Annotated in this window: 24 protein-coding genes; 11 read left to right on the top strand and 13 right to left on the bottom strand. The window is 62.0% G+C overall.

Annotation, left to right across the window (positions count from 1 at the left end):
* The first annotated feature begins 178 nt into the window (after positions 1–178).
* Positions 179–1,477 carry a cation:proton antiporter gene (locus DKK67_RS04720; protein WP_111494879.1) on the top strand — a complete coding sequence of 433 codons (1,299 nt, stop codon included), beginning with the start codon at positions 179–181 and terminating at the stop codon, positions 1,475–1,477.
* 47 nt (positions 1,478–1,524) lie between these two features.
* On the opposite strand, the gene DKK67_RS04715 is transcribed toward DKK67_RS04720, so the two are convergent.
* From DKK67_RS04715 to DKK67_RS04705, 3 genes are all read right to left on the bottom strand, one after another.
* Positions 1,525–1,977, bottom strand: coding sequence for an SRPBCC family protein (locus DKK67_RS04715; RefSeq protein ID WP_111494877.1), 453 nt, complete (start codon positions 1,975–1,977; stop codon positions 1,525–1,527).
* Positions 1,978–2,083: 106 nt separating this feature from the next.
* Positions 2,084–3,817 carry an isocitrate/isopropylmalate family dehydrogenase gene (locus DKK67_RS04710; RefSeq protein WP_111494875.1) on the bottom strand — a complete coding sequence of 578 codons (1,734 nt, stop codon included), beginning with the start codon at positions 3,815–3,817 and terminating at the stop codon, positions 2,084–2,086.
* A 160-nt stretch (positions 3,818–3,977) separates the two neighbouring features.
* On the bottom strand, positions 3,978–4,571 hold the full coding sequence (locus DKK67_RS04705) for a TetR/AcrR family transcriptional regulator (RefSeq protein ID WP_111494873.1): 594 nt from the start codon (positions 4,569–4,571) through the stop codon (positions 3,978–3,980).
* A gap of 294 nt (positions 4,572–4,865) precedes the next feature.
* Between DKK67_RS04705 and DKK67_RS04700 the strand changes: the two genes are divergently transcribed.
* Positions 4,866–5,522 (top strand): NAD(P)H-binding protein, encoded by a 657-nt coding sequence (locus DKK67_RS04700; RefSeq protein WP_111494871.1) that lies wholly within the window; start codon positions 4,866–4,868, stop codon positions 5,520–5,522.
* Between the two features lie 25 nt (positions 5,523–5,547).
* Here the strand turns inward: DKK67_RS04700 and DKK67_RS04695 are convergent, their stop codons facing one another.
* Positions 5,548–6,852, bottom strand: coding sequence for an MFS transporter (locus tag DKK67_RS04695; RefSeq protein WP_111494869.1), 1,305 nt, complete (start codon positions 6,850–6,852; stop codon positions 5,548–5,550).
* A 288-nt stretch (positions 6,853–7,140) separates the two neighbouring features.
* Here DKK67_RS04695 and DKK67_RS04690 point away from each other — a divergent pair, with 288 nt between their 5' ends.
* The 4 genes from DKK67_RS04690 (at position 7,141) to DKK67_RS04675 (ending at position 10,524) form a co-directional block, all read left to right on the top strand.
* Positions 7,141–8,103, top strand: coding sequence for a DUF6635 family protein (locus DKK67_RS04690; RefSeq protein WP_111496768.1), 963 nt, complete (start codon positions 7,141–7,143; stop codon positions 8,101–8,103).
* 95 nt (positions 8,104–8,198) lie between these two features.
* On the top strand, positions 8,199–8,597 hold the full coding sequence (locus DKK67_RS04685; RefSeq protein WP_111494867.1) for an SET domain-containing protein-lysine N-methyltransferase: 399 nt from the start codon (positions 8,199–8,201) through the stop codon (positions 8,595–8,597).
* Entirely contained in the window at positions 8,594–9,940 is a 1,347-nt protein-coding gene (locus DKK67_RS04680; protein ID WP_162628744.1) for a hypothetical protein, read from the top strand. The genes DKK67_RS04685 and DKK67_RS04680 overlap by 4 nt, the downstream gene beginning before the upstream one ends.
* 128 nt (positions 9,941–10,068) lie before the next feature.
* A complete protein-coding gene (locus DKK67_RS04675; RefSeq protein ID WP_111494863.1) occupies positions 10,069–10,524 on the top strand; it encodes a GatB/YqeY domain-containing protein in 456 nt (151 codons plus the stop codon).
* A gap of 60 nt (positions 10,525–10,584) precedes the next feature.
* Here DKK67_RS04675 and DKK67_RS04670 read toward each other — a convergent pair whose 3' ends face one another.
* A complete protein-coding gene (locus DKK67_RS04670) occupies positions 10,585–11,901 on the bottom strand; it encodes a short-chain fatty acid transporter (RefSeq protein WP_111494861.1) in 1,317 nt (438 codons plus the stop codon).
* A 359-nt stretch (positions 11,902–12,260) separates the two neighbouring features.
* Between DKK67_RS04670 and DKK67_RS04665 the strand changes: the two genes are divergently transcribed.
* A complete protein-coding gene (locus DKK67_RS04665; protein WP_111496767.1) occupies positions 12,261–13,493 on the top strand; it encodes a cation:proton antiporter in 1,233 nt (410 codons plus the stop codon).
* A 169-nt stretch (positions 13,494–13,662) separates the two neighbouring features.
* Here the strand turns inward: DKK67_RS04665 and DKK67_RS04660 are convergent, their stop codons facing one another.
* The 6 genes from DKK67_RS04660 to DKK67_RS04635 form a co-directional block, all read right to left on the bottom strand.
* Complete coding sequence (locus DKK67_RS04660) at positions 13,663–14,043, bottom strand: TM2 domain-containing protein (RefSeq protein ID WP_111494859.1); 381 nt, start codon at positions 14,041–14,043, stop codon at positions 13,663–13,665.
* Entirely contained in the window at positions 14,027–14,281 is a 255-nt protein-coding gene (yidD, locus tag DKK67_RS04655; protein ID WP_228160513.1) for a membrane protein insertion efficiency factor YidD, read from the bottom strand. Before yidD ends, DKK67_RS04660 begins: the two co-directional genes overlap by 17 nt.
* 1 nt (position 14,282) lies before the next feature.
* The gene (locus tag DKK67_RS04650; RefSeq protein WP_111494857.1) at positions 14,283–14,504 is read right to left on the bottom strand and encodes a DUF4177 domain-containing protein; all 222 of its coding nucleotides are present in this window, start codon (positions 14,502–14,504) and stop codon (positions 14,283–14,285) included.
* A 328-nt stretch (positions 14,505–14,832) separates the two neighbouring features.
* Positions 14,833–15,288, bottom strand: coding sequence for a metallophosphoesterase family protein (locus DKK67_RS04645; RefSeq protein ID WP_111494855.1), 456 nt, complete (start codon positions 15,286–15,288; stop codon positions 14,833–14,835).
* A gap of 95 nt (positions 15,289–15,383) precedes the next feature.
* Positions 15,384–16,313, bottom strand: coding sequence for an ornithine cyclodeaminase family protein (locus tag DKK67_RS04640; RefSeq protein WP_111494853.1), 930 nt, complete (start codon positions 16,311–16,313; stop codon positions 15,384–15,386).
* Between the two features lie 270 nt (positions 16,314–16,583).
* Entirely contained in the window at positions 16,584–17,360 is a 777-nt protein-coding gene (locus DKK67_RS04635; protein ID WP_111494851.1) for a GntR family transcriptional regulator, read from the bottom strand.
* Positions 17,361–17,567: 207 nt separating this feature from the next.
* Between DKK67_RS04635 and DKK67_RS04630 the strand changes: the two genes are divergently transcribed.
* The 3 genes from DKK67_RS04630 (at position 17,568) to dld (ending at position 22,200) form a co-directional block, all read left to right on the top strand.
* Positions 17,568–19,262 (top strand): L-lactate permease, encoded by a 1,695-nt coding sequence (locus DKK67_RS04630; protein WP_111494849.1) that lies wholly within the window; start codon positions 17,568–17,570, stop codon positions 19,260–19,262.
* A gap of 71 nt (positions 19,263–19,333) precedes the next feature.
* Complete coding sequence (lldD, locus tag DKK67_RS04625) at positions 19,334–20,473, top strand: FMN-dependent L-lactate dehydrogenase LldD (protein ID WP_111494847.1); 1,140 nt, start codon at positions 19,334–19,336, stop codon at positions 20,471–20,473.
* Entirely contained in the window at positions 20,470–22,200 is a 1,731-nt protein-coding gene (gene dld / locus DKK67_RS04620) for a D-lactate dehydrogenase (protein WP_111494845.1), read from the top strand. Before lldD ends, dld begins: the two co-directional genes overlap by 4 nt.
* A 5-nt stretch (positions 22,201–22,205) precedes the next feature.
* On the opposite strand, the gene DKK67_RS04615 is transcribed toward dld, so the two are convergent.
* The gene (locus DKK67_RS04615) at positions 22,206–22,685 is read right to left on the bottom strand and encodes an FKBP-type peptidyl-prolyl cis-trans isomerase (protein ID WP_111494843.1); all 480 of its coding nucleotides are present in this window, start codon (positions 22,683–22,685) and stop codon (positions 22,206–22,208) included.
* 128 nt (positions 22,686–22,813) lie between these two features.
* On the opposite strand from DKK67_RS04615, the gene DKK67_RS04610 reads away from it, so the two are divergent.
* Entirely contained in the window at positions 22,814–23,554 is a 741-nt protein-coding gene (locus DKK67_RS04610) for an NYN domain-containing protein (protein WP_111494841.1), read from the top strand.
* 127 nt (positions 23,555–23,681) lie between these two features.
* Here DKK67_RS04610 and DKK67_RS21710 read toward each other — a convergent pair whose 3' ends face one another.
* Positions 23,682–23,843 carry a hypothetical protein gene (locus tag DKK67_RS21710; RefSeq protein ID WP_204355724.1) on the bottom strand — a complete coding sequence of 54 codons (162 nt, stop codon included), beginning with the start codon at positions 23,841–23,843 and terminating at the stop codon, positions 23,682–23,684.
* Positions 23,844–23,884 lie beyond the last annotated feature (41 nt).

Raw genomic sequence — 23,884 nt, 5'->3', positions numbered from 1 at the left:
TTCCCGACTCGACGTTCTGCTCCTTGATGAATGAGTGGCTGGCAACCCACGTTGCGGCTGCACGTCAACGACGCCGATGGTCCCGCCCTGTCGCCCCGTTCATACCAAGCTGTAGATCACACTCAATCACCAGACGGCGGCGTCTGGCTTTCAACCGATGTCTTGCCCGGGAGAGTCGATGGATACGTGGTATCTGCTGTGTTTCCTTTCCGCGATTGCGATACTCGTCGCCTTCGCCAACCAGTTTTTCCTCAACATGCAAACCACCATCGCCATTACGGCCGGCGCGGTGGTCCTGTCGCTGCTGCTGATCCTGTCGGGGAAAGTGCTCGGCAACCAGACCGCCGCGGCCATCTCCGGCATGCTGGGCAGTGTGGATTTCAAATCGTTATTGCTGGAGGGCATGCTCGGCCCCCTGCTGTTCGCGGGGGCGCTTGAAATCGATCTGCGGGCGATGCGCAAGCGCCGCTGGGAAATCACCATCCTGGTGTTGTTCGGCACCCTGGCATCCACCTTCCTGGTGGGCCTGTTCCTTTTCTGGTTGCTGGGATGGATGGGCTGGGCCGTACCGTTTATCTACTGCCTGCTGTTCGGCGCGCTGATCAGCCCCACCGACCCGATTGCGGTCCTGGCCATCATCAAACAGATGAAGGCGCCACCCTCCATATCCATCCAGGTGGAAGGCGAATCCCTGTTCAACGACGGCGTCGGCCTGGTGGTGTTCACGACGATCTTTGCCCTGGCCTTCACCAGCGCCGAACCCACCTTTGGCAACGTCGCCGAACTGTTCCTGACCGAAGCCCTCGGCGGCATCGCATTTGGCATGCTGCTGGCCCTTGTAGGGCATTTCCTGCTGACCAAGAGCACCGACGGCAACATCCGCTTGCTGCTCACCTTCTGTATTCCGACCGCCGGTTTTGCCCTGGCGAACATCATCGGCGTATCCGGCGCGCTGGCGATGGTGGTCAGCGGCATTTTCATCGGCAACGTCACCCGTGCCAAGGCGGCCTCCATGGGCCGCCTGAGCAGCATTCGCAACATCCGCAATTTCTGGCATGCGGTGGAAGGCGTTCTGAACGCTTTCCTGTTCCTGCTGATCGGTCTGCTGCTGGTCATACTGCCGGTCACCGGGCAACAGATCCTGCTCGGCCTCCTGGCCATTCCGGCCGTCCTGCTGGCGCGGCTGATCAGCGTCAGCCTGCCCTACGCGGTGTTCCAGCGCTTCCGGACCTACGACAAGCACTCGGTGCTGATTCTCACCTGGGGCGGCCTGCGCGGTGGCCTGGCGCTGGCCATGGCCGCGTCGATTCCCAGCGGGCAGGCCTACGTCAACGGCGTGGACCTGCACGCGCTGATTCTGTTAATCACCTACATCGTGGTGATTTTCTCGATCATCGTGCAGGGGTCGAGCATCAGTCCGCTGATCCGTGGCAGCATTGCCGCCCAGGCAGACACTCAGATGGCCGCCAAGGCCTGATCCACGCGCCTGCGGCAGAGGTTGGCCCGGGTGTCCCGTATGCGGCATCAAACCTCATCCGGGATTTCAGGTTCCACCAGCAACGCCAGCAGACTCAGCGACTCCTGCCAGCCCTGGTAACACATTTCCGCCGGAATCACCTCGGGCACGCCGGCCTGCTCGATGGTCAGTTCTGTCCCGCACAGCACCGGTCTCAGGCGGATGGTCACCTGCATGTCACCGGGCAGACCGGGATCGTCGAAACGGTCGGTGTGGCGGATCAGCTCGCCGGGCTTGAGTTCGTCAAAACGCACACTGAACGAGTGCCTGTTGCCGGTCGTGAAGTTGGTGAAGGACATTCGGTAGCCCCCGCCCTCGCAAGCGTCCATCTCGTCGATGTGGCCGATGAAACCGTGGGGCGGAAGCCACTTCACCAGGGCATCGGGATCGACAAAGGCGCGATAGACACGCTCGGGGCTGCCGCGCAGGATGCGGTGCAGGCGGATCGTGTTGCCGGGCATAGCGGTTCTCCTGATCAGGTTTTGGAACGCCTTTCAATGGAAGGCATTACCTGGTCGAACCAGCGCCGCGGGTTTCGACATGGACCCGCCTGGTCCGGACCGCCCGTCAGAGCCGCTCCTGCAAGGCATCAATGAACCCGTACAGGTCCACGACTTTCTCGGCGTCCGGATCGGTGATCTTGCCCTTGAGGTCCGCGGTGATGTAACCATCGGCCACCGTGTCCTTGAGCGCCTGCTTGAGCCGGCCCGCATAGTCCGCCAGCGGCCGGTTGCCGTCCCGCTCGCCCAGGGTTTCCAGGGCGTTACCGAGTGCATAGATCAGCGCCGACGGGTTGAAATGCGCCTCTTTGCCGCCGCTTTCCTGGTATTTCACGTACAGGTCATGGGCGGTGCCGTGGGGCGCTTCAAACAGCATGGCGCCGTCCTTGCTCTCGATAATGGAGCTGGCCGTGGCCAGGCTGCCACCCAGGGCGGCGGAGATGTCCGAGAAAATATCGCCGTCCAGATTCTGTGACGGGTAGAGCGCGTTGCGGGGCGGGTCGGTGATCATCTTGATCAGCTGCCGCGACGGCCGCATGATCATGAAGGATGGCGGCGGGGTGTCCTCCTTGGCCAGCTCCCGACGCACTTCGGTGATCACCTCGCTGAAGACTTCGTCGTACTCCATGTACTCCCGCTTCAGGCCGAAGTAGACCTCCTTGTCCTTGCGCGACGCGTCCCGGAATACCTGGCTGACCCAGTCCTTGATGGCCTTGCGGTCGTTGGACATCAGCAGCATCGGGTCACCCTTCCTGATGTGCCGGGCGTGGCGCTCCTCGCCGTCCACCACCACCTTGACGATGCCGTCCTCCCGCGCCGGTGCGTTGAAGCTGCCGTACTGGTCACCGCCGCCGGCACTCATGCGGGAGATGGACACGTGCACGTGCCTGTCGGGAATGCCGTAGCGCTTGAGCTGGTTGACCAGCTTGAAGAGCTTGCGACCGGTGGTGTTATCCGGCACGCCCCAGAGCGCGCGTTCCGGCGGGTTGGACACGATCCGCGCCGCCTGGGCATCGATCAGCTCGTAGTGGAAGTCGAGCCCCGCCGCTTCCACCTGTGCCTGGAACTCATCTTTGTAGATTGTCTCAATGGCCGTGCGCATGGCGCCGTCGTAGCCTGGAATCACCGTGTCTTTCAGCCCCAGGTAGATGTCCCGCTTCTCGTCCAGGGCGCGCTGGAAAAACCGGCGGGCCCAGTCCTCGACATCCGCCATGTCGTTGGTGGCCAGCAACAGTGGATCGCCCTTGTGGATCTCCCGGCGATGCAGCTCCTCCGGGTCACCGCTGCTGCCCACGAACATCAGTTTGATAATGCCGGTGGCGCGAGCCAGTTCGTTGAAGCTGTCCTTGATGCCGCCGTCATCCATGGTCATCACGTCGATGTCGCGGCCGATCCAGTCGGGCCGGCGCACGCGGAGGTTGCGGAACTGGATGTCCTCGCGGGTGATGTTACCGCCAATGCCCTTGCGGATGGCCCCGTTGGGGGATTTGGTGGCCAATGGATCCAGGTTGTTGCCGTCCACGTCCGGGTACTTCTTGAGGAGTTCATCAAGCTGGGTCCGGTTGACCGTGATGCCCGCGTTCTTGATGCCGACGCCGTACTCTTTGATGGCCTCGATGGCCTCCGTGACCGCATGGCCGTTGGTGGCCAGACGGTTCTCCGCCGACAGGTCGATCTCCTTGAGTTCGATATCCAGCCTCGACGTGACAAACGTCTTCAGGAGCGCCTCGAAAGCCACCTGGGCCATCTCGTCGCCGTGGAGGATGACCAGTGGCGATGTCACCTGGATCGTGTTGCCCATTGCGTTCTCCTTTCGCCTGTCCTGTGAGTGTCGATTGTCCCGCGCGCCGGTTCCCGGATACCGAAAACCGGCCCATCCCTCTTAACCCTAAGCCTGATTGCGTTGGGGTCAAGGGACGCATGATCGAAGCGAAGGTGGAATACGGATAAGCGCCCTCGGCTCAGTCCCTCTGCAGCAACCCTTCTGCCAGGCAGCGAAAGGCATCCACCGCCTTACCCAGCACGACTTCGGGTTCGTCGGCGGAGGCAATCCAGAGAGAGGCGTTGAGGGCCGCCCCGTTGAGCATCCGGGCCGCCGCTTCGGGGTCCACCGGTCGTACGGTACCTTCTTGCATCAGCGCCTGGATGGTGTTCATGGTGGTGCGCAGGCACGCACTCTGGTTCGGCCATTGCGAGGGGTCGCCCAGCACGGCGGGGCCGTCCAGCATCACGATGCGCTGAATCTCCGGCTCCATAGACATCTCCATGTAGGCGATGCTCTCCTCCATGAATCCCTGCCAGACGCTGCCGGCCTTTTCCTTAGCCGCGCTCATCCGCCCCAGCATTTCTGCATCGATCTGGTCGATGACCGCCTGCAACAGTCCCTTCTTGTCGCCAAAATTGTGATAGAGCGCGCCTCGCGTCAGGCCCGCCGCGGCGGTCAGATCGTCCATCGACGACGCCGCATAGCCCTTGGCGGCGAACGCCTCCCGGGCCGACTGAATCAGCTTGGCGCGAGTCTCCTCTACCATCTGGACCCGTTTTTTCCCGGCCATGGATGTCTCCTGCTCTCAACAGACCAATTCAACATACGGCTCGCACGCCCTTTGACATACGGCGCGTATGTTAGATTTAATTGACATACGCCGCGTATCTTAACGACGAACCCGCGACGGCGGAAGGCGAGAGCCATACCGAGCGATCCGCTGCGTTAACACCGTGGGCGAGACGGGGCTGGCCGGTCTGGATTCGAGACGAGCGTCATCGGGTGCATTCCGGCTTCGGCGTAACCCGTCGGCAGCCCGACCGTGATGGAAGGGCAATCGCTGAGCAACCAAGGAGCACTGAAAATGAACGTCTTCATTATTGGCATCAGCGGCAGCATAGGACGCCTGCTGACCCGGCAACTGCAGGCTCGGGGCGATACCGTCCGGGGACTCGTCCGCCGCCAGGAGCAGCACGCCGAACTTGAGGCCCAGGGCGTGCCTTCACAAGTTGGTGATCTGGCCCACATGGACACACAGGCACTCGTCGAGGCCATCGGCGATGCGGACGCCATCGTCTTCACCGCCGGTTCAAACGGCGGCCGGCCGGACGTCACCCGGGCCATCGATGGCGACGGCGTCGACAAAGCCATCGAGGCAGCGCGCAGGGCGGGCGTCCGGCGCTTTGCACTGGTCTCCGTGCTGCCGGAGTCCTGGCGTGAGCGGGAACTGGGCGAGGACGTGGAATACTACTTCGCCGTGAAGAAAGGCGCCGATATTGCGCTCAGCCGCAGCGACCTGGACTGGCTGATCCTGCGCCCGTCCCTGCTGGTGGACGAACCGGGCGCGGGAACCGTTTCCCTCGGACCGGCCGCGTTTCACGAACAGGTTGCGAGGGAAGATGTCGCCGAAACCCTCGCTACCCTGTTGCATGAGCCGCGCATGGGCCAGCGTATTCTGGAACTGAACCAGGGCACCACGCCGATCCGGGAGGCGGTCCAGGCGAACGTTCGCGAGCGATAGCGGGAACGGAGAGCGCCCCGGCCGTTTACCGGGGACCGCTAACGCCCTTTTCCGTCGGCTCGGCCTCATCCGCGTCATACGACTCATACGTGTACGGCTCACCCTCTTCGTCCTGAAGCTGGTAGTCGTACGCCGCCTGGAGACCGGTTTCTTCTTCGGCTTCGTCCTCGGCCGCGTGATCGATGTGGCGCGGGTACAGCGGTGACAGAATGGCCACGAGAATGCCGATGGCGGCGAACATGGCAAACGCGTCGCTGTAGCCAAACTGGTTCACCAGCATGCCGAGGATCGGCGAGCCCGACGCCTGGCCGAGCGAGACGGCCATGAAAGGCAGCACCGGCCCCAGCGACAGCCGTCCCGGTAACAGGCGGATGCCGGTCATCAGGTAGAGCCCGGTCAGGCTCATGTAGGACAGGCCGAAGACCAGCGCGGAAAAGGTCGCCAACACCAGTTGCGCCGGGCTGGCCGCCAGCAGCGCCAGGCTCGCTGCCAGCATCATCAGCATCAGGGCCTGGGTGATGGGCGGGTTGTTGCGGTCGGCCAGATCCGCCACGACGGCACCGCCCAGCCCGGCAACCCCCACCGCCAGCCAGAGCCAGCCGGTCGCGGACGGCGGCAACTCGCCGAGGGTCACCACCAGGTCGGGCGCAAAGATCCAGTAAGCGGACGACACAAAGCCCATCGCAAACGCAAACAGCGATAGCCGGAACAGGCGCGCCCACTGCAACGCGCTGATGGGAGGCGGCGGCGCCGCATTGGCCGGCGTCACCCGGGATACCGACGGAATCACGTACCAGGCGGCCAACATCCCGATGGCCGCCAGAATCGCAAACGCCATGTACCCGTACCGCCAGATGCCCGCCAGAAACAGCACGGCGGGTACGGCAACGGCGATGCCCACGCTGGTTCCCGCATTCATCACTGCGCTCACGCGGCCATGGACGGAGCGGTCGACCAGTACCTGCATGGCCGCCGTCAGCGCCGGCATCATCAGACCGGTGCAGAGGCCGCAGGCAAACACGCCCGCGCCCAGCGATAGCGCGCCGGACGCCTGACTGATCAGCGCCAGCCCGACCACGCCAAACGCGCCGGACAGCACCGCCGTGTTACGGGCGCCGAAACGAACCGCCAGAAAGGAGGCCACCGACGAGGCCAGCAGGAAGCTGATCAGCGGCAGCGCGCCGATAATACCGATAACGTAGGGCGTCAGGCCCAGATCGGCCCGGATGGGAGGTACGAACAAACCAAAGGCGAAGCGCGCCAGACCGTAGCTGATGGCGATCAGCGAAGCGCCGAACAGCGCGAAACCGGTACTCGATAACGACTTCATGGCGCCCCCCTCTATTCGTCGACTATCGAGCACTCCGGGAAGAGCTCAAGCTGGCACGGTTACACTGTGATCCCTTACTCGCACAGCGGATCACAATGCCTGTGAGGGTAAGAGTTGTGCTGTACGGTTTCAATCCGCAAGGGCTTCCCGGAAACAATCAACGGAGCGTCGCCGGCAAGCCGCGCCGCCAGTATGATTGTGCAGGCTACCCCAGGAACATTGTCCCGGCTTTCTCTAATACGGTTAAATGTGCCGGCCACTCACAAACCCGCTGATACACCTTTCACCATGCCCAATGCCACATCGCCCGAGCATCCCGTCTCCGAAGCGGAGATCGAGCAGGCCATCCGCGCCGGCATTGCGCGCTATTTCAACGACTGCCGGACACGGATACCGGGCTTTATCGATCGCCACTTTCACTATCCCGGTGCGATCGAGACCAACCGCAAAGCACTCGGCTGGGACATGCTGCGGGCGCCGATCAACCTGCTATGGGCGCCGGTGTACGCCCTGGCGTGCCTGCTGAAAATACTGATTCGCAATCGACCACGGCTGGCGTGGCTGCACCAGTTTGCGGACCGGGTGCCGGCCGGCTTCACCACCCAGGTCCAGCAGCACATCTCCGACCTGATCCTGGTCGACCTGCTGAACGATGGCCAGCCGGGGCCCCTGCTGGAAGACTACCTGATCGAATCCCTCGAATCGGTCTATGCGCGTCATGCCCTCGAGCCAGTCGACCATCAGCGTTTCAGCACGCTGATCGAGCCGCTGGTCGCGGACGCGCTCAGCCAGTACCGGGTCACCCGCACAGCGTCGGCCGACATCACCAACAGCATTTCCTGTACGGTGCTGGGGGCCTTTGCGTTCCAGAAGTTCACGCCGGGCGGGATCGGGCTCGGCGTGGTGCTGGCCTCCATGCTCGCCAAGTTTATGGCCGCCCGCGACTTCATCCTGGGCGAGACAATCGGCGGCTGGTACTACAGCTGGTTTCCACCGGAGCCGTCACTGGCCACCACCGCCAGCGTGATGGTCGCGGTCATGGCCGCCTTGGCGGCGCTGGCGGCCCTGTCCGGCGTTATCTTCGACCCCGTGCAGGCCGCGGTGGGACTGCATCGACGACGCCTGAACAAGCTGCTGGACCATCTGGAGCGAGACGTCTCCATCAGCACACAGAGCAGCTTCCGCCCCAAGGATCAGTATGTGGCGCGGATCCTCGATATGTTCGACATGATCCGGTCGGGGTTGATCTGAAAACTTCATTTTCTGACAGAAAACAGACAAAATGCCCGCGTGACCTCTCCGCATGAAGCCATCGGTTTCAGACTGTGGCTCGCTAAGGACCTTTCTTGTTTTCGGACGTTATCGATAACATCAGATACACGCGCATCGCATCCAGCACCATTCATGGTCACGGTCTGTTCTGTATCACAGATCTCGAAGCCGGACTGGCGATCGCGGAGCTGGACGGCCAGGTGGTTCCCTGGTCGCTGCACGAAACACAACACCTGACAAGCGAATGGAATGCGCTGCCGGGCAACCGCCTTTTAGTCCGCCCCTATAAAACCAGGTACTTCTACATCAATCACGCTCGTACGCCTAACCTTAAGCTGGAACGGCTAGGTGACAACCGGATCCGGATCGTCACGCTGCGCTTTATCCGGGAGGGAGAAGAGCTAACGCTGGACTACCGAAGCGAACCACTTCCCGACGATTACCTGAGCGGACACGGTGCAACGTACCTATGACATCGACAGGCAACCTCAAGCTTTTCCTGCTCTCATCCATAGACTACCGAAGTCACGATGGCCAGGGTCCCCAGTATGTGGACGCCATGCTATCGATGTCCCGCCACTTCGGGACCGACACGTATGGCGCGCATCGCACGCTGGAAGGGCACAACGTTTTCTACTCCGAAACTGATGATATAGCAGACGCCTGCCAGGTCACCGCGTTTGAAGCCATCGACAAGGCCCGGGGACTGAAGTTGAGCCATGTAGCTTCTTTCAACGGCGACCCAGCCAGGCTCACCACTCCCAGGATCGACGCGGTTGGCGTGCGCGATGTTCGTAGTCACCTTCTGTACGATTCGCACGCCTGCTTCCTGGTGATCACCGAAGTCTGCCTGGAAACCACCGCCCCGCCGCCTACGGGCATCATTGAGAATATTTTCCGCCAGCGCTCATCGTTCAGAAATCTCGGCATCGAACAGTACATGGACGACGTCTTCAAACGGGCGACGGCCGACGTCATCCAGATTCTCGGAACGCCGCCGGGGGCCGGAGGTTCCTTTTCCGGGGAGGATATCGGGTTCTCCGAGGAGAAAACTCTTCCACTACTCATGTCGGGGCATGCTTTCGACATCAATCCAACCCATTTTGCCAACGAGGAAACCGTCGGCCAGATCACTGATGGCCAGTCGATGAGTCAGGATTATCCGGGGTCCTTTTTTCATCCCGGCTGGAATTACACCATCGCCGTGGGTTTCCCGTTTGAAGTGCTGGTCAACATCCTTCACATGATGATCCGTGCCCAGACCTTCTTCTTCAGCCTGGGCTACATGAAGAGTTACTTCGCCGATGAGCTCAACATGACGCTGCGAAGAAAAGCAGGCATTGGCGAAAAGGAAGTAGACGACGCCGAGGAAGTCCGGCTCGCCTTTTACGACCTGCTGGCAAAGTTCAAGGGTTACAAGAATCGACTGTTCCCAAAGTATCATCGGGAACTGACGGCACTCATGGAGCGCTGGCACTGCAACGACGACGTCGCCTACGTCAAGGACAGCATAGAGCTGAACCTGCAGGCCAAGGATCGCATCCACAACAACAAGGTCGAGAAACAGAACGAACGACAGAACACGGCCCTGGCTTTTATTGCGTTCCTGCAGCTGATATCCATCTATGGCGCGTTCGGCGACGGCTTCAGCCTGTTCAACAATGAGAGCACGCTGTTCCACGTCGGCACCGCGACGCTTATCCTCTCGCTGGTGACTTTCCTCGTCATCTCCCGCTACTTGAAGAGTGCCCTTGTGTTCGGTTTTGCCTCGGCTCTGACGGTGTCCGTCGTGGTGCAGTTGGGATTGATGGGGTAACGGCTGACAGAAAACAGCCAACACTCGAATCGCGGTACGTCTGCAATCGACCGCAGGCGGCACTCGTCCCTACCGGGTCCGTTTTGGGTTAAGGTACCATCCTCAACACCTCGCACAGGAGATCCGCTATGTCTGCCCCATCCCTCAAGGAAACACTGGCCGGAGCCGTCAAGGAGGCGATGCGCAACAAGGACAAGGACCGGTTGGTCACCCTGCGCATGGCCCAGGCCGCGATCAAGCAGATCGAGATCGATGAACGCCGCGATCTCAGCGACGACGAAGTGCTGAAGGTGCTGGACAAGATGCTGAAGCAGCGTCGCGATGCCGCCAGTCAGTACGACGACGCCGGTCGCCAGGAGCTGGCCGACAAGGAACGGGCGGAGATGGTCATCATCGAGGAATTCATGCCCGCCGCCCTCACCGACGACGAGCTGGACGGCCTCATCCGCGAGGCGATCAGCACCGCCGATGCCCAGGGCATGCAGGACATGGGCAAAGTCATGAACGCCCTGCGCCCGCAGGTCACCGGCCGGGTGGACATGGGCCACCTGAGCCAGAAAGTGCGGGCGGCGCTGGCGGGATAGGTTCGCCGTGGGCGGGAGCCGGCCTGGCATGGCGCCAGATCGGCATTCCGCGAGGCGGCGTCAGCCGTAGACGGACAGCGCCACAAACGTCCCGGCAATCGCGACGCCGGCGATCACCAGCCAGATCAGCAGGTAGCCCATGATGTCGCGAGCCGAGAGCCCCGCCACGCCCAGCAGCGGCAGAGCCCAGAAGGGCTGGATCTGGTTGGTCCAGCCATCGCCCCAGGCAAAGGCCATGATGGTTTGCGCCGGATCCGCGCCGATGGCGGCCGCCGCTTCCATCATGATCGGTCCCTGGATGGCCCACTGACCGCCGCCCGATGGAATGAAGAAGTTGACGATGCCCGCAGACAGGAAGGTCAGGATCGGGAAGCTGGTCGGCGTGGCGACGGAAATGATCGCCTCACTGAACTGCGTCACCAGGCCGGCGCTGGTCATCATGCCGGCGATCCCCGCATACAGAGGGAACTGCACGATAATGCCACGCGCGGCGTTGACCGCCTTTTCCGCCGCTTTCAGGTAAGCCGCCGGACTCCGGTGCAGCAGCAGACCCAACGCCAGGAAGATCAGGATGATGGTGTTCAGGTTGATGCTGAAGCCCTTGTCGATAGCCTGCCCCACCAGGAAAGTGGCCGCCAGCACACCCAGCAGGAACGTCGGCCAGCGGCTGTTCTCCAGGCGGTCGGACGGGCTCATCGAGGCCTTGTCGAGGGTCTCATCGTCTGGCTGCTCGTCGCCGGCACGCAGCTCCACGATGCGATCGGGCTGTTTCTGCATCATGAAGAAGGCAATCAGCAGCGCCAGCAGGCCCAGGGTCAGGGCGATGTTCCAGGGCGAGTATAAAGTCTCGGTGACCGGCACAATCCCGATGCTGTCTTCCATGAAATGGCCCGGCGTGGCGATGACCAGGGGAATCGACGACGACGGTCCCCGGACCAGCTCGCCCCCGTATGCGGCGGCCACGATCAGCGGGAAATGCAGCCCCTTGATTCGGGCCCCCATCTCCCGGGCCAGGATGGCGCCGGTCACCATGCCGAAGCCCCAGTTCAGGTAGTAGCAGACGAAGCTCACCACGATGGTCAGCACCATCGCCTGCCTGGGCGTGCTGGCGTGCCGTGTCATGCCGGAGAGCAAGGTCTGCACGACCGGTGTCAGAGCCAGCACGTAGCCGGTCAGCAGCACCAGGGTCATCTGCATGCCAAACTTGAACAGCTTGGAGAAGCCACCGCCCCAATAGTTGGCCATGTCCATTGGGGAACTGTCGGTGAGCGTAACACCGAGGAAGAAAACGATCGCCGTCAGCAGGATCGCCAGCACGAACGCGCTGGGCAGATAGCGCTGGACGACGCGCACAGAAAAGTTGGTCACAGCTTGCATGGTCGAAAGGGTCTCATCATCTGATTTGTTCGCAATGCGAACATTAGTTAATTATACGAACATGCTTGCGCGAGATAGTGTGTAGGGTCAAGCGAGAGATCGTCGGACTGGTGATATAAATCAACTGGGAAGCATTGGAGCGTTCGGTCAATCCAGACAGGAGTTCCTGGCCGCGGCGTCGAACCGACAAACCGGCTCCATGCCGCCTCGGCGCCGCTTATTTCTTCTGAAACTCCGTCCCAACACTGTGCGAGAATAGCCCGCCCAGGCCGACACGAGTCTGACCGGACGAACACAGGACCGACCGGAACGCTCACACAACGGCCTTTCTCCACCGCTACATGGACGTAAAGGAACGCATGTCTCTCTTTGAAATCATCGCTATTCTGCTGTGCCTGTCGGCACTGTTCAGCTATATCAATGCCCGTTTCATTGGCTTGCCCAACAGCATTGCTGTCATGGCCTTTTCGCTGGCGTTTTCCCTGATATTGCTCGGGCTGAAACCGTTGGGTGTGACCGGCCTGGCCGACTGGGCCGAGCAACTGGTTGGCGGCGCCGATCTCGGCCCTACCCTGCTCAACGGCCTGCTGAGTTTCCTGCTATTCGCCGGCGCCCTGCACGTGAACCTGGACGAACTCGCCGATCAGAAATGGCTGGTCGCCTTACTGGCCACCGTGGGCGTGGTCCTCACGACGTTCCTGGTAGGCGGGGCGATGTGGTATGTGCTGCAGTGGCTGGGCAGTCCATTGCCCTTCATTTATTGCCTCCTGTTTGGCGCCCTGGTCGCGCCAACCGATCCCGTGGCCGTGATGGCAATCCTCAAATCGCTGAACGCGCCGGCCAGTCTCTCCACCAAAATCGCCGGCGAGTCCCTGTTCAACGATGGCGTCGCGGTCGTGATGTTCATCGCCATTCTGGGGATCGCCCAAGGCCGGCATGAGGCGTCCTTCGAGAACATTGGCATGCTGTTCCTGCATGAAGCCGTCGGCGGCCTCGTGCTGGGCTTCCTGCTGGGGCTGCTGGGCTATCACCTGCTCAAGAACCTGGACAACTATCAGGTTGAAGTCCTCATCACCGTGGCCCTCGTCGCCGGAGGTTACGCCCTGGCCAGTCGGCTGCACACCTCCGGCCCGCTCGCGGTTGTCGTCGCCGGTCTGATGATCGGGAACCACGGACGGGCATTCGCCATGTCCAAGAAGACGGAGGAGCAGCTCGATACCTTCTGGGAAATGGTCGACGAGGTCCTGAACGCGGTCCTGTTCCTGCTGATCGGCCTTGAGCTGATGATCATCACGTTCGAGCTGCCCTCGCTCTGGGCCGGGATCATCGCGGTGCCGCTGGTGCTCCTGGTGCGGTTCGTTTCGGCGGGGATCCCCGTCGTCGCGCTGCAGCCTTTCCGGGACTTCAGGCCCAACCCCATCAAGGCCCTGACCTGGGGCGGCCTGAAAGGCGGCATTTCAGTAGCGCTGGCCCTGTCACTGCCGATGAGCGAGGAACGGGACCTGATCCTGCCGATGACCTACGTGGTCGTGGTGTTTTCAATCCTGGTGCAGGGGCTGACGGTTAAGCGGGTTTTGAGAACGAGAGGATAAGACGAGGAGTCTGCAGCCAGCCTCTTCGTCAGACGGAAGAGGTTGGCTTCGATAACTGACTTTATGGGGAATATGGGGAGAAAACGGCTGCCGGAGCTCGCGGTGCCTGATGTTCAGTCCGCGCCACGCGTTCTCAACGCGCTGTATGCTTCAGCGTGCTCTGCTCGCCCTACGCGCCATACTTCTCAAGAAGGGATCGATAGGCCTGGTTATTCCAGTCCTGGACGATAATCTGCGACCTGAACAGGGCCCACAGCTCCCAGGCGGAAACCACACCAATCAGAATGACGCCGGCCCAAAGAAAATCCAGCACCAGCAATACGATGCCGATAGCGATCAGCCCGATATCCGCCAGCGCACTGAACCATCTTCTGAGATAAAGATGATGGATTCCGATGGGGAAAAACCAGTTCAGCACGGCGTAGGTATCGGGATCTTTTATCTGCCCCCGGAGTTCGCCAAACAGGGCCTTCCGGCTTTCGTCTGGCAGCTTGCCGGCGAGGTTTCGCAACCGTTCCTCTTCTGAATCAACATCACTCTGTTTCAGCATTCGACAGGCTCCGTGGTACCGGCTCAATGCATTTGCAGATGCAGTCGCTCCGATTGCATCGCTTCAAGCGCCCCAGGACCAACGGCAGTCCCCGGAACAGCCCAAACCGCTCAATCGCCGTCTCAGCGTAGGCCGAGCAGGTCGGCTCGAAATTGCAGTCAATCCCGAACCATCGGCTTCCACCGCCTGTACGCCGGTAAAAACCGATGGCCCGGAGGGCAAGGAACTTGCCGATCAAATCAGCGCCCCAGAGTCACGATGACCGCTTCACGCTGCCAGAACAGCCAAAACCGCTTCATTTCCAGCACCTGGAAAACCACCTGCCAGCCCTCGGCAGCCAGACGGTTCAGCTCGGCCTCAATTTTCTTCAACGGCAAACCGGAAGACCCGAGCAGCAGCGTCCCGCAACCGCCTTCGGCGATGTGGACCATCTTGTATTCCTTGAAACGGGCTTCAGACATATACACTCCTTGTAACTTCATTCTGGAAGGATTTAAGGCGCGGAATTATCTCACTTTTTAAAAAGTATCTGGCAAGGCGGCGGGAAGATTTCACAGGATTTTATATCGTGGACTGAGCGCGATGCCGTAAGCTCACCTCCAGGGCCGCCCTCTCGTTCAGGAGGCCACTCGGCCGAGGGCGGTCATAACGGTGAACACCGATGACAATGGTCTGGTCGCACCTGAATGCCTCATGTCTCTGCAACCGGGACTGGCTGGGCCAAGGCAACGGCAAAGCGAGTCCGGCTCGCCCCAAAGCGGGATCGGCCACGATGGCACTCCGTCCAGCTCAGACCGCCAGGTCGATGATGTCCCCAACGACGTCATCTGCCGTCACCTCCAACCGCCCCACCGTAATCGGCAGCGTAAATCGCCGGGGCCCGGCGCCGCCGGGATTGAAATAGAGTACACCGTCGATCCACTCGTTACGCGGCTTGTGGGAGTGGCCGGCAATCACTACGCGATAACGGTCGCGTGGGTCCAGGTCGAGGGTTTTGACGTCGTGGAGCATGTAGAACGCGTGCCCGAGGAAATCCAGTTCCAGCACATCGGGCAGATCCGCGGCGCGGCCGGTCTTGTCGATATTGCCGCGAATCGCCACCACCGGCGCGATGTTCTCCAGTGCTTCCAGAACGTCATCCCGACCCACGTCGCCGGCGTGAAGAATCACGTCCGAGCCTTGCAGAGCCTCCAGGGCTTCGGGACGCATTTTGCTGTGGGTGTCCGCGATAACGCCAATTCGCATACCTGCCGCTGACCTCGCTTTGTGCCTCGTCGCGCGTGGCTGGAAACAGCTCGTCCCCGGTTCTGGCGTCCGGGTCGAGCGGCCTGCCCTCAGCGCTACTTCATGACGCTCGCAATGTACATCCCGATCATGGTGTCCAGATGGGCACCGCCGCCGTTCTTGTACACGGTCACTTCCTGATCGGACTCACGACCGATGCCGTTCTGAATCATGTCGTACAGATCCCCTTTGACATCGTCCGCCGTGATCACGCCGTTAGCGATGGGGATTTTCAGCTCGCCGATGTGTCCGAGAGTCGTATCACGGCTGTCCACGAACAGTGAATGGTCGGCGATCAGCGCGTCGTCGGCTTCACGCATGTCGGCCTTGTAGGCGCCGATCAGATCCACATGGGTGCCCGGACGGACCCAGGCGCCCTTAAGAATGGGGCTGCGGGCCATGGTGGCGGTAGACACGATATCGGCGGTGGCGACGGCGGCCTCAAGATCCGCAGCGGCCACGACTTCGATCGAGTGATCGCTCATCTCATCGGCGAGCTGCTGCGCCTGTTCGGGCCGGCGCGCCCACACCGAGATCCGTTCCAGCGACGGCATCCCCACGGTGTAGGCCCGGATCAGGCTGCGCGCCAGCGTCCCTGCACCGGCGATGACCAGATGGCGACTGTCCGGCCGGGCCAGCAACTGGGCGCCGAGAACAGAGTCCCCCGCGGTTTTGTATTCGGTGACCAGGCGACTTTCGATAATGGCACTCAACGCGCCGTGCTCGGGTTCGAAGACCATCATGGCACCCTGGACGGTATCGAGCCCGTGGGACGGGTTCTCGTCAAAAACCGTCACCGCCTTCACACCATAGCCCTGCCCTGGAAGATAGGCCGCACGGTTCAGCAGCGTGCCTTTGGCCGGCCCCAGAAAAATATCGTCGACGTCGGCCTTTTCCGCCCGGTGCCCCGCACGCAGTGCATCAATGGCATCGCGCCAGGATAAGCGTTCGACAGCGGCTTCGTATTGGATAACGCGCAGGGACATAGACTGAAAACCCTCTGTGATGGTCGTGGGTGGAGGACGACTGGAATGGGTTAATCAGGGACCACCTGAACCTTTTTCTCTCCAGCCAGATCCTTTGGCCCGACGGATTCTAACCCATCGGGGCTTTGGCTTCAGAAGGGATCAGTGGACGTGATCCATAGAAGGGCTTGCGGGCAGCTTCCTGCTGCGGCGTCAGGGTAGTCAGCAAGCGGCACTGGCCAGACCGCGACAGGTGCCTGCACGAGGATACCGTGCAGGCCGCCAGCCTGATCAGCGACTGCCCGGCTGCTCGCGCCGTTGGGCGCGGGCCAGTCGGCGGCTTTCTTCCTCGCTCTCTTCCAGTACGTCCTGCACGTAACTGATGTGCTCGCCGGCGATGCGCCGGGCATCCTCGGCGCGGCCCTCCATGATGGCGTCGAACAGTTCCCGATGCTGCGCGACCAGCATGTGCCGGGTCTCGCTGCGCAGCGCATACATGCCGCCGATATTGGTCACCACATTGCGCTTGAGCAGGTCGAACAGACCGCGAATGGTGTGCAGCAGCACCAGATTGTGGCTGGCCTCGGCAATCGCCAGATGGAAGCGCGCATCGGCGGCGCCTTCTTCGGCACGGGTCGCCTTGCCCTCGCGGGCGTAGCAGGCCTGCAACGCGTCATAGGCCGACTGCAATTGCTGACGGTCAAGCTCCGTGGCGCGCCGGGCGGCGTAGTAGGCACAGTCCGCCTCCAGCGTATGGCGAAACTCCAGCAGGTCGCGCTGGGCTTCGGGACGCCCTTCGAGCAGGCTCAGCAACGGGTCGCTAAAGCTCGAGCCCAGCGACTCGCTGACGTAGTTACCGCCGCCCTGACGGCTGATCAGCAGCCCCCTGGCCACGAGTTTTTGTACCGCCTCACGCAGCGACGGTCGCGAGACGCCAAACCGCTCGGCCAGCGCACGCTCGGCGGGCAGTCGCTGCCCCGGTTGCAGCGTGCCTTCCAGAATCATGGTTTCCAGCTGCTCGACGATGTTGTCGGAGAGTCGGTGCTGGCGAATCTGCCCCAATTCCATTCCTGATCCTTTTGGTCTTACCAATTTATACGAAAGAGTAACCAGAGGCCGTCGCACGATCAACCCGAATACTCGTCTCTGTTCCGAACGTCCAAAGACGCAGGTTTGACATGCCGTTGATGCTTTTCTAATCTACCCGCTCACAATTTTGTAAATTGGTATTACCAATTTATGCTCGTACATCAATAACAAATACAGGAGCGTTCCATGTCTTCCGGTTTTCTTGCCCTGATGGCATTCACCCCGATTCTGCTTGCCGGGGTGCTGCTGATCGGTTTGCGTTGGCCGGCACGCCGTGCCATGCCACTGGTGTATCTGCTCAGCGCAGGCATCGCGCTGTTCGTCTGGGATATGAGTTTCAACCGCGTACTGGCCTCGACCCTGCAGGGGCTGCTGGTGACCGTCGGCGTGTTGTGGATCATCTTCGGCGCCATCTTCCTGCTCAACACGCTCAAGCACTCGGGCGGCATCACGGCCATCCGCGCCGGCTTTACCACCATCAGCCCGGACCGTCGCATCCAGGCAATCATCATCGCCTGGCTGTTCGGCTGCTTTATCGAGGGCGCGTCCGGCTTCGGCACCCCGGCGGCCATTGCCGCGCCGCTGCTGGTGGCCATCGGCTTCCCGGCCCTGGCGGCCGTGCTGATGGGTATGCTGGTACAAAGCACGCCGGTGTCCTTTGGTGCGGTGGGTACGCCGATCATCGTAGGGGTCAACACCGGCCTGGATCACGCGGTCATCGGCGAGCAGCTGGCCGCCAACGGCTCCAGCTGGGACGCCTACCTGCAACTGATCACCAGCCAGGTCGCTATCGTGCATGCGCTGGTCGGCACGGCGATGCCGCTGATCATGGTCATCATGCTGGTGCGCTTCTTCGGCCGGGACAAAAGCTGGCGCGCGGTGGTCGAGGTGCTGCCCTTCGCACTGTTTGCCGGGGTCTCCATGACCATTCCCTATGTGCTGGGCGGCATCTTCCTGGGCCCGGAATTCCCTTCCCTGATCGGCGGCCTGGCCGGGCTGGCGATTGTCACCACCGCCGCGCGTTTCGGCTTCCTGGTGCCCAAGCGCCAGTGGGACTTTGCCCCGAGCGAGCATTGGCCGGCGGCCTGGATGGGCTCAATCGAGATGAAGCTGGACGAACTCACCGCCCGCCCCATGAGCAGCGTGCGCGCCTGGTTGCCCTACTTGCTGGTGGGGGTGCTGCTGGTCATCAGCCGGGTGTTCCCGGAGGTCACCGCCGCATTCAAGTCGGTGGCCGTCAGCTTCACCGACATTCTGGGCGAGACGGGTATCAGCGCCGGCCTCCAGCCGCTGTACCTGCCGGGCGGTATCCTGGTCATGGTGGTGCTGGCCACTTTCTTCCTGCACCGCATGAAAATCAGCGAGCTGGGCAAAGCGGCGAGTGAATCCTGGGGCGTGCTGCTGAGCGCGGGCTTCGTGCTGTTGTTTACCGTGCCGATGGTGCGCATCCTGATCAACTCCGGCATCAACGCGGGCGACCTGCCCAGCATGCCGATTGTCATGGCGCGCTACGTTGCCGACAGCGTCGGCGGCATCTACCCGCTGCTGGCGCCAACCATCGGCGCACTGGGTGCTTTTCTGGCCGGTTCCAACACCGTCTCCAACATGATGTTCAGCCAGTTCCAGTTCGGCGTCGCGAGCAACCTGGGGCTGTCCACCGCGTTGATCGTGTCGGTGCAGGCCATCGGCGCCGCAGCCGGCAACATGGTGTCCATCCACAACGTGGTGGCGGCCTCGGCCACGGTGGGCCTGCTGGGGCGCGAAGGGACCACGCTGCGCCGCACCGTCTGGCCGACCCTTTACTATGTGCTGGCAACGGGCCTGATTGCGCTCTTCGCCGCCTATGTGCTGGGCGTCAGCGATCCGCTGATGGCCGGCTGATGCCGTGACTGCATGCGCCCCGGCCTGCGCGCCGGGGCGTAATTCGTTCAAGAACCGATGGGAATTCCTTGATGATCATTTCCGCCTCGACCGACTATCGCGCCGCCGCCCGGCGCCGCCTGCCGCCCTTCCTGTTCCATTACATCGATGGGGGTGCCTACGCCGAGCGCACGCTCGAGCGCAACGTCGCGGATCTGGCCGACATTGCCCTGCGCCAGCGGGTGCTGAAAAACATGGAGGACCTGAGCCTGGAAACCCGGCTGTTCGACGAAACCCTGGACATGCCGGTGGCCCTGTCGCCGGTGGGCCTGACCGGCATGTACGCCCGCCGGGGCGAAGTACAGGCGGCGCGCGCGGCGGCGGACAAGGGCGTACCCTTCACCCTCTCCACCGTCTCGGTCTGCCCGATCGAGGAGGTTGCACCGGCGATCGGCCGCCCCATGTGGTTCCAGCTCTATGTATTGAAAGACCGCGGCTTTATGAAGAATGCGCTGGAGCGCGCCAAGGCCGCCGGCGTCACCACCCTGGTGTTCACCGTCGACATGCCGGTGCCGGGTGCCCGCTACCGGGATGCGCACTCCGGCATGAGCGGTCCCAACGCGGCCATGCGCCGATACCTGCAGGCGGTGACGCATCCGCATTGGGCCTTTGACGTGGGTCTGCGCGGCAAGCCGCACGATCTGGGCAATATCTCCGCCTATCGCGGCCACCCGACCGGACTGGAGGACTACATGGGCTGGCTGGGCGCCAACTTCGATGCCTCGATCTCGTGGAAGGATCTGGAGTGGATTCGCGATTTCTGGGACGGGCCGATGGTGATCAAGGGCATTCTGGACCCGGAGGACGCCCGCGATGCCGTGCGCTTCGGCGCCGACGGCATCGTGGTGTCCAACCACGGCGGCCGCCAGCTCGACGGTGTCCCGTCCAGCGCCCGCGCATTGCCGGCCATTGCCGATGCGGTCAAGGGCGACCTGAAGATCCTGGTCGACTCCGGCATCCGCACCGGCCTGGACGTGGTGCGCATGCTGGCGCTGGGTGCCGACTGCACCATGCTCGGCCGCGCCTTTGTCTACGCACTGGCGGCCGGTGGCCAGGCCGGTGTCAGCAACCTGCTTGAGTTGATCGAGAAGGAAATGCGCGTCGCCATGGTGCTGACCGGCGCCAAGTCGATCAGCGAGATCAACGCCGACCTGCTGGTGTCCGAAGCATGAGTGTGGCTGACCGCAATCAACGCCGTACGCTGCTGGACCGGCTGCGCGGGCTGGTCGGACGGCGCCATGTGCTGACCGGCGATCAGCCGACCCGGCACTTTCGCAAGGGCATCCGTACCGGCGAGGGCAAGGTACTGGCCGTGGTCAGGCCCGGCACCCTGCTGGAGCAGTGGCAGGTGTTGCAGGCGGCGGTGGCGGCGGATTGCATCGTCATCATGCAGGCCGCCAATACCGGCCTGACCGGCGGCTCCACCCCGGATGGCGACGACTACGACCGCGATATCGTGCTGATCAGCACCCGACGCATGGACGGCGTGCAACTGATCAACCAGGGCGAGCAGGTGGTCTGCCTGCCCGGCGCCACCCTCGACCGCCTGGAACGTGAGCTGGCGCCGCTGGGCCGCGAGCCGCATTCGGTGATCGGATCCTCCTGCATCGGCGCCTCGGTGCTGGGCGGCGTCTGCAACAACTCCGGTGGGGCGCTGGTGCGGCGTGGTCCGGCCTACACCGAACTGGCGCTCTACGCCCAGGTGCAGGCCGATGGCCGCCTGACGCTGGTGAATCACCTGGGGATCGAACTGGGTGACAGCCCGGAAGAAATTCTCACCCGCCTGCAAACCGGCGACTACTGCCCCGACGCCGTGCGCAACGAGGCCGCCAACGCCTCGGACGCGGGCTACGCCGAGCACGTGCGTGACGTGGACGCCGATACCCCCGCGCGCTTCAACGCCGACCCGTCACGGCTGTTCGAGGCCTCGGGCTCGGCCGGCAAACTGTGCCTGTTTGCCGTGCGGCTGGATACCTTCGTCAAGGAGACCAGCACCGTGTTCTACATCGGCACCAACGATCCGCAGGATTTGACCGAGCTTCGCCGTCACCTGTTGACCCACCTGCCGAGCCTGCCCATTGCCGGCGAATACATTCACCGCACCGCGTTCGACATCGGCGAGCGCTACGGCAAGGACACCTACCTGATCATCGACCATTTCGGCACCGCCCGCGTACCCACCGCCTTCGCGCTCAAGAGCCGGATCGATGGCCTGTTCGAGCGCCTGGGCCTGCGTGGTGTCAGCGACCGGCTGATCCAGAAAGTCATGGACCGCCTGCCCAGCCACCTGCCCGAACGCATGCGCGACTACCGCGATCGTTTCGAGCATCACCTGCTGCTGCGCGTGGCGGACGACACCGCCGCCCAGACACGCGAACACCTCGCCCGCTTCTTCGCCGGGCGGGACGGCGACCATTTCTTCGAGTGCGACGAGGACGAAGGGCGCCGCGCCTTCCTGCATCGCTTTGCCATCGCCGGCGCAGCCATCCGTTACCGCGAAGTGCACCGTCGTGAGGTGGAAGACATCGTGGCGCTGGACATCGCCCTACGCCGCAACGACCGCGACTGGGTCGAAACCCTGCCCGCCGAGCTGGAACAGGGCATGGTGCACAAGCTGTACTACGGGCACTTCTTCTGCCACGTCTTCCATCAGGACTACATCGTGCGCAAGGGCGTCGACCCGCTCGCCATGGAGCACCGCATGTGGGCACTGCTGGACGAGCGCCGCGCCGAATACCCCGCCGAGCACAACGTGGGCCATCTCTACGTCGCCAAGCCCGCACTGGCCGGTTTCTACCGCGATCTGGACCCGACCAACAGCTTCAACCCCGGGATCGGGCACACCTCACGCCAGCGTGGCTGGGGCGAGTGCTGTGGTGGGCATGGGGAGAAGGCGTGACTCGCTCAGTGATGCCCTCCCGGCCCATGCGCGTGGCCGTGCGCGATCTCCTCCGGGTCGGCGTCGCGTACATCGATGATTTCGATATCGAAGGTTAGGGTTCGGCCAGCCATCGGATGGTTGGTATCGACGTCGACGAACTTGTGGCCGACCTTAACAACCACCACGTGGCGCGGGCCCTGCTCGGTCTGCACCTGGGCGATCATCCCCGGCTTCCAGCGTTTGGCACCGCGCAGGTGTTTCATCGGCACGCGCTGCATGGCGTCGGGGTTGCGCGGGCCGTAGCCTTTCTCCGGGGGAACGGTGACGCTGAAGGTGTCGCCCGTCTCGCGACCTTCCAGGGCTTCTTCCAGGCCCTGGATAATGCCCCCGTGACCGTGCAGGTAGGCGTTCGGTTCGCCGTCTCGGGAGGTTTCGACGACGTTGCCCTGTTCATCACTGACACTGTAGTGGAACAGGACCACCTGGTTCTTTTCGATTGGCATAGAGGTACTCCGCGACGGTTTTCGGGAGCGCTATTGTAGCCTGCGCCGGAGTGGATTCCAGCCGCCGACGCAGATAACACGTGCTAACATGCACTCACGCCATCCGAGATAAGGAAAGCTCAGGGAATATGAACAATAACTACAAAATGGCCCTCCTGATCGACTGTGACAACGTCAGCCATCAATCAATCGAAGGAGTACTTCAGGAGCTTGCCAAGTATGGTGCAGTGAACGTGCGCCATGCCCATGGGAACTGGAATGGACCACAACTGAGTGGCTGGATCGACAAGCTGCACGCCAACGCCATTCGCCCCATTCAGCAATTTGCCTACACATCCGGCAAAAACGCCACGGACGCGTCAATGATCATCGATGCCATGGACCTGCTCTACAGCGGCAACGTCGATGCCTTCGCATTGATGACCAGTGACTCCGATTTTACGCCACTAGTGATGCGCATTCTTGAAGCCGGGCTCCCCGTGTTTGGCTTCGGTGAACGCAAAACGCCCATGCCCTTTGTTAACGCCTGTTCGCAATTCATCTACACGGAGAATTTGCGCGAAGACATCGAAGAACCCGATCAAGTCAACGTCGACGGTATTCCCAAATCAACGGTGGAAACCAAATGGGGGCGCAACCAACTTCGAGGTGACTCCGTTCTGGTGCGGACGCTCAGGACCGCCGTGGAACAGACGGCTGATGACGATGGCTGGGCTCATCTCGGCAAGGTGGGTCAGTACATTTCCAACAACAGCTCCTTCTCCCCGGTAAACTACGGGTACAAAAAGCTGAGCGATCTCATCCGAGCCAGTGAACTGTTTGAGATAAGCGTCCGGGATAAGAATATTTTCTACATCAAAAGCCCCTAGAACATAGGGCTGGCCATCAGGAAACAGACCTCTCGGTCATGCCCGCGCCGGACATTGTGAACGGGAATGCCAAGGAAGGTTATTCGTGCTCCGGTCGGATTCAATGCATCGACCCGCCCCGCGATGATCAGCTGGCCTTCAGATCAATCTGCTTTGATCCTTTAGCGTCGAATCGCCCGCTTTTACCCTTTTCGACATACTCAACCGTCCCGCCGGACTTCAGGAAAGCAGTCGTCTGCGCCTCAATCATGGCGCTCGTTAACGTCGCTTTTACGGTTTTCTTGTTCATCATCGTCTCCCGACTAAACGCTGACCGATTCACCAACGTCG

It is taken from the genome of Marinobacter bohaiensis (assembly GCF_003258515.1).
Taxonomy (GTDB): Bacteria; Pseudomonadota; Gammaproteobacteria; order Pseudomonadales; family Oleiphilaceae; genus Marinobacter_A; species Marinobacter_A bohaiensis.
Note: the sequence above shows the minus strand (reverse complement) of the source record. Positions and strands in the feature narration are given on the sequence as shown.